The sequence below is a fragment of the Campylobacter sp. 2018MI01 genome, from assembly GCF_018501205.1.
Classification (GTDB): Bacteria; Campylobacterota; Campylobacteria; order Campylobacterales; family Campylobacteraceae; genus Campylobacter_E.
On record NZ_JAHCZE010000072.1, the window covers coordinates 1 to 6,109 of the forward strand.

The window sequence follows — 6,109 nt, forward strand, 5'->3', positions numbered from 1 at the left end:
CACTAATTCCGTATTGATTTAGTAATGTTTCTAGCAAAAAGTTTTCTAATAAATCATTATTTAAAATAGCTATTTTTGCACTTGCAAAATTAGGATTTAACTCATTATCAAAATTATCGTAATTAGTTTCGTATGTAATTGTAGTTTTTGTTAAAGAGTATATATTTTGAATATTATCTTCATTATGCTTTTCTATTAATTCTTTAATTTGATTTAAATTCTTATCATTTGTATAAGATAACACGGCATTTATATTCTTTAATTGTTTAGCATTATCAATTAAATGCTTATGTAAAAATTCATTGTGATTTTGCAAAGCCATCATTTTTTGTTTGATTTTACCAACCTCATCAACGATTAATCTTAAATTCTTATTCAAATCTAAGTTATCGCTATTAGCACCTAAACTTTTTAAAATTTCTTTTAAAATATTTATTTTTTGGTTAGCACTTTTTTTTCTAATTAATGCAGCCATAAAACTAACAGCATTAAATATCAAAATTATTGCTAGAATAATTGTAAAAATTGTTTGATTTAATAGGTTTTCTATAAATAAACTTGCTATTAAAATAGCACATAATAATATATTAAACAAGCTTGGGAACACAACAATCCTTTATATAATTTAGAGCATAATTATGTCTATTAAATTAAATGATTACTTAATAATTTGGCTAATTTTCGTTGCTACATTTTTATTTGTTACTTTTGCTATTTCATCATAACTTGCATTGTATATATTTTCATAATTTTCAAAGTATTTTAATAATTTTACGATACTAGCTTTTGAAATTCCAATTTGCTCTAATTTTGATGATTTTATATCTTGCTTTCTTTTTGCGTTTTGATGGCAAGTAATTGCAAATCTATGTGCTTCATCTCTTAGTTTTTGAATAAATTGCAATATTTCATCACTTGTTTTAAGATTAAATTCCTTATCCTTAAAATGTATTTTATCCCTAGCAGCACCTTTTGCTCTATGTGCTAAATGATTTAATTTTTCTTTGGAAATTGCAATTACATCTAAATTGATTTCATTTTGAGCTAAAAGCTCGTTTGCTAAATCTAATAAAGCCTTTCCACCATCTATAATCCATAAATCAGGACAAGCTGATTTATCAAAAGAATTTATCCTTCTAGTAAGCATTTCTCTCATTTGTTCATAATCGTTATTGCTAGTAAGATTAAATCTTTTATAATTATTTTTATTAAAACTATTAGAAAACACATCATAACTAACTAAAGCTCCGATTATTGCTTGACCTTGAAAATGTGAATTATCAAATACTTCAATATTATAAGGAGTATTGCTAAGATTAAAAAAGCTTTTTAGTTTATTTGCTATATTATTTTCAGTCTTTTCAAGATTTATTAAAGCATTGTTTTTAGCTAATTGAATTAGTTTTTTTATCTCTAAAGTTTTTGCGATTTTTATATTTACTTTATGATTTGCAAGATTGCTTAAGTATTCTTCTAAGAGTTCTATATTTTCATTGTGATTTTCTATATAAATATTGTTTGGAATTATTCCTTCTTTATAGTTTGCTAGTATTAATTGGGTTAAAAAATCACCTTCTTTATTAGATATTTTTTCATTTATTACACTTATTACTTTTCCGTGATTTATCACTAATCTAGTGCTTGATAAGAATTCATTATTATTGGTTATTGCAAATACATCAAAACTAACATCTTTTGCCAAATCCACTTCAATTTCTTGATTTAAATTCTTTATATGATTTATCATATCTCTTATTTTTGCTGCTTCTTCGTAGTTTTCATTATCAGCATATCTAAACATTTTTTCATTTAAAGTTTGTAGCATTTGTTTTGGATTTTTAAGAGCTTGTAAGGCTTGTTTTAAGATATTTTCATATTCATCTTTAACACTAAACTCACAAGGAGCTAAACATCTTGACATATCATAAAATATACATCTTTTTTTACAGCTTTTCATTTGTCTTAATGGATAACATAAATACAATGCTTCTAACAAATCCTTAGCCCCACTAGCATAAGGCCCATAATATTTAGTCAGTGGGTCTTTTTTAACCTTTCTAGTTATCTCAAATCTTGGATAAGCTTCTTTTAAATCACAGCAAATATATGGATAAGTCTTATCATCTCTTAATAAAATATTATATTTTGGTCGCATTTGTTTAATTAATGAATTTTCTAAAATCAGTGCGTCTAATTCACTATTTGTAGCGGTATATTCTAAATTATTTGCTTCTTCAATTAATTTTATAATTCTAGGAGAGTTTTTAGGATTTGCTCTAAGGCTTGGAGTAAAGGCAAAATAGCTTTTAACTCTTTTTTTTAAATCTTTTGCTTTACCTACATAAAGCAAGGTATTATTATGATAATATCTATAAACTCCAGAAGAATTTGGTAATGATTTAATTTTGTCTAAGAGATTTGATTTTTGCATTTGTTTTTTTGATACTTTCTTTTAGATTATTTATTAATATTTTTTGCTCTTCATATATCGCTAGATTTTGAAAATTCTCACACATTAAGTCTTTTAAAAATATTTTTGGTTGTTTTGATTTTTCATAATCAATATATGCTTTTAAAATAGCATTAGAATTAATTATAATTTCTTCTTCAAATAGATTTAAAATAGCAGCGTCCTTTGGATTAATTCTTTTATATATTTTAATATGTTCTTTTAATGTTTTTATAGTTGAATCATTTCTTAAATCTTGTGCTAAAGTCGGATGATAAACTCTAATTCTAAAGCAATTTTTATTATATTTTTTAAATACATCACAAACTACACCTTTTTGAGTTAATTTATATTTAAGGTCAGGTGGCATACTTAAAATAAATAATTTTAATTGCTTATTAATCTTTAAAAATAAAAGGTTTTTATTATGAGAAGAAAGAATATTATGAATATTTTCAATGTTTTTAAATTCCACCATATTGTTTTACTTGCTGCCTTGTTGTTTTCTGCTTGTGGGTATAAAAGCGACCCAAGTTATTATAATAACAAGTCAACGCAAACGCAAAAATTACCCTTTGTTGAATTAGAGTAAATAATATCTATCATTTTTTTAAAAGGAGCTTTTATGGAAATTACATTTTCATGGGCGGGAATTTTATGTTTAGTGATATTTATCATCGGTTACTATTTTATCGCAGCTGAAGATAAATATCATATAAACAAAACAAAACCTGCAATATTTATCGGAACTTTAATGTTTATTATTTTAGGGCTTTATTTGTGTCTAAATGGAAAAAGCACAGAGCCATTAGAGCATGAAGTAAAGGATTTAATAGAAGAGATTGCTGAAATAGTGTTTTTCTTAATGGTTGCTATGACTTATATTGAAGCTTTAATTGAGCGTAATGTGTTTAATACCTTAAAATATAAGCTTGTAACAAAGGGATATACTTATAGAAAATTATTTTGGCTAACTGGGCTTTTAGCATTTTTCATATCTCCTGTTGCTGATAATTTAACTACAGCTTTAATTCTTTCAACCGTTTTACTTACAATTGACAATCAAAAAAAGGAATTTTTAGTTCCTGGTGCTATAAATATAGTTGTAGCTGCAAATGCAGGTGGAGCTTGGAGTCCTTTTGGAGATATTACAACTCTTATGGTTTGGACTGCTGGTAAAAGTCCTTTTATAGACTTTTTCGCATTATTTCCTGCTAGTTTCCTTGGTTGGTGGCTTACTGCGTTTTTATTAAGCAAATTCGTTCCAAATGTAAAACCTAATTTTGATGAAAAATCTTTAAAAGTTGAGCGTATAAAAGATGGTGGAAAAATCATTATTTTCTTAGGTGCTTTAACGATTTTTAGTGCAGTTTTAATGCACTCATTATTTGGCTTACCTGCTATGTGGGGAATGATGTTTGGCTTATCACTTTTAAGTCTTTATACTTATAGATTTAATGTCGCTCGTGGCAAAAAAGATATAAATATATTTTCATATATGACTAAAATTGAAATGGATACATTGTTATTTTTCTTCGGTATTTTAGCTGCTGTTGGAGCGCTTCATTTTGCAGGTTGGCTAGCTTATGCTTCAAGATTATATGATTTTGCTGGAGTTATGAGCACAAATATAGGAGTTGGGTTTTTAAGTGCAGTAGTTGATAATGTGCCTGTAATGAGTGCGGTTTTAAAAGCAAATCCAAATATGAATATAGATGATTGGCTTTTAGTAACTCTAACGGCTGGAATAGGTGGCTCATTAATTAGTTTTGGTTCTGCTGCTGGGGTTGGAGTAATGGGAAAAATGCGTGGAATTTATACCTTTGGCTCTCATATGAAATATGCTTGGACTGTTTTATTAGGTTATGTTCTAAGTGTTATTGTTTGGTGGTTACAATTTGAATATTTTGATTTATATTAGGAAAGGAAATTAATGGAAAAAGCAGATATTTTAGTGCTTGACTTTGGGTCGCAATATACCCAACTTATTGCTAGAAGACTTAGAGAGCAAGGAGTTTATACACTTATTTTACCATTTAATATTAGTGCGAATGATATTAAAAATTATGAGCCTAAAGGTATTATTTTAAGTGGTGGTCCTGCTAGTGTTTATGCAAATGATGCTTATTTTTGCGATAAAGAAATTTTTGATTTAGGTTTGCCGATTTTAGGGATTTGTTATGGAATGCAGTTAATGGCTCATCATTTTGGAGCAGTTGTTGCACCTGCAGGACATAAAGAATATGGTAAAGCTAAAATTAGTATTCAAGAAGATAGTTGTTTATTTAAAAACTTACCTAAATCTCAAGTGGTTTGGATGAGCCATTCTGATAAGGTTGAGAATTTACCAGCAGGATTTAAAACTATTGCTGTTAGTGATAATAGTCCATTTTGCGTATATGGTAATGATGAGAAAAAAATGTATGCCTTACAATTTCATCCTGAAGTTCAGCATAGTGAATTTGGTAAAAATATTCTTAAAAACTTTGCAAAATATGTTTGCAATTGCGAAAGCGTTTGGAATATGGGTTCATTTGCTAAGACACAAATTGAAAAAATTAAAGAGCAAGTTGGAGATAAAAAGGTTCTTTGTGCAATTAGTGGTGGTGTAGATAGTAGCGTTGTGGCTGCATTGCTTGCTAGTGCTATTAAAGAACAAACTATTTTAGTTTTTGTTGATACTGGATTGCTTAGAAAAAATGAAAAAGAGCAAGTAGAAAGTATGCTTAAATTAAAATTCGGAATAGAATTAAATACTATTGATGCAAGAGAAATTTTCTTAAAAAAATTAAAAGGTGTAACAGACCCAGAAACTAAGCGTAAAATTATCGGAAATACCTTCATTGAAATATTTGAAGATTTTGCAAAAAAACAAGAAGGTGTTGAATTTTTAGCTCAAGGCACTTTATATACTGATATTATTGAAAGTAGCGTTGTTGGTAGCTCAAAAACAATTAAGAGCCATCACAATGTAGGTGGCTTACCTGAAAAGATGAATTTAAAATTAGTTGAACCTTTAAAAGAAATATTTAAAGACGAAGTAAGATTGCTTGGACTTGAATTAGGTCTTACTAAAGACTTAGTATATCGCCATCCTTTCCCAGGTCCAGGACTTGCAATTAGAATTATGGGTGAAGTAAATGAAGAAAGCCTAAATATCTTAAAAGAAGCTGATGATATTTTCATTCAAGAGCTTAAAGCAAATGGTTATTATGATAAAACTTGGCAAGCATTTTGCGTATTGTTAAATGTAAGAAGCGTTGGAGTAATGGGTGATAATAGAACCTATGATAATGCAATAGCTTTAAGAGCAGTTGATGCAAGTGATGGTATGACAGCTACATTTTCTCATTTACCTTATGAATTATTAGAGAATGTAAGTAGAAGAATTATAAACGAAGTTAATGGAATTAATAGAGTAGTTTATGATATTTCTAGTAAGCCACCTGCAACTATAGAATGGGAATAAAATTCCAAATAACCCTAGCTTAATTAATACCTAAGCTAGGGTCAATAAAACTCTTTTAAAAACATTTAAATCCTTTTATAAAAATATCAAGCTTTTTAATGAGAAGATTTTAATATAAAATAAATTATATTAATAAAAATTAGAATTTTAATTGTATTTTATGTATTTTAAATACTATTAACGCAAAAATG

General features: G+C 27.5%; 5 protein-coding genes. 2 read left to right on the forward strand and 3 right to left on the reverse strand.

All coding sequences use genetic code 11. The features are described 5' to 3' along the window. From KJQ97_RS08470 to KJQ97_RS08480, 3 genes are all read right to left on the reverse strand, one after another. Positions 1–607, reverse strand: a 607-nt coding sequence (locus KJQ97_RS08470) for a hypothetical protein (protein ID WP_214120565.1), incomplete at its 3' end; no start/stop codon positions are given. Between the two features lie 51 nt (positions 608–658). Beyond that, on the reverse strand, positions 659–2,431 hold the full coding sequence (uvrC, locus tag KJQ97_RS08475; protein ID WP_214120566.1) for an excinuclease ABC subunit UvrC: 1,773 nt from the start codon (positions 2,429–2,431) through the stop codon (positions 659–661). Further along, entirely contained in the window at positions 2,400–2,927 is a 528-nt protein-coding gene (locus KJQ97_RS08480; protein ID WP_214117551.1) for a hypothetical protein, read from the reverse strand. The genes uvrC and KJQ97_RS08480 overlap by 32 nt, the downstream gene beginning before the upstream one ends. A gap of 147 nt (positions 2,928–3,074) precedes the next feature. Here KJQ97_RS08480 and nhaD point away from each other — a divergent pair, with 147 nt between their 5' ends. Next, positions 3,075–4,370, forward strand: a complete 1,296-nt coding sequence (gene nhaD / locus KJQ97_RS08485; protein WP_214117550.1) for a sodium:proton antiporter NhaD — start codon at positions 3,075–3,077, stop codon at positions 4,368–4,370. 12 nt (positions 4,371–4,382) lie between these two features. Next, positions 4,383–5,918: a glutamine-hydrolyzing GMP synthase gene (guaA, locus tag KJQ97_RS08490; RefSeq protein WP_214117549.1), complete on the forward strand. Its 1,536-nt coding sequence runs from the start codon at positions 4,383–4,385 to the stop codon at positions 5,916–5,918. Positions 5,919–6,109: the final 191 nt, after the last annotated feature.

Coding starts and splice junctions, on each gene's coding strand:
- uvrC (WP_214120566.1), bottom strand. CDS start 2,431: ATGCAAAAATCAAATCTCTTAGACAAAATTAAATCATTACCAAATTCT.
- KJQ97_RS08480 (WP_214117551.1), bottom strand. CDS start 2,927: ATGGTGGAATTTAAAAACATTGAAAATATTCATAATATTCTTTCTTCT.
- nhaD (WP_214117550.1), top strand. CDS start 3,075: ATGGAAATTACATTTTCATGGGCGGGAATTTTATGTTTAGTGATATTT.
- guaA (WP_214117549.1), top strand. CDS start 4,383: ATGGAAAAAGCAGATATTTTAGTGCTTGACTTTGGGTCGCAATATACC.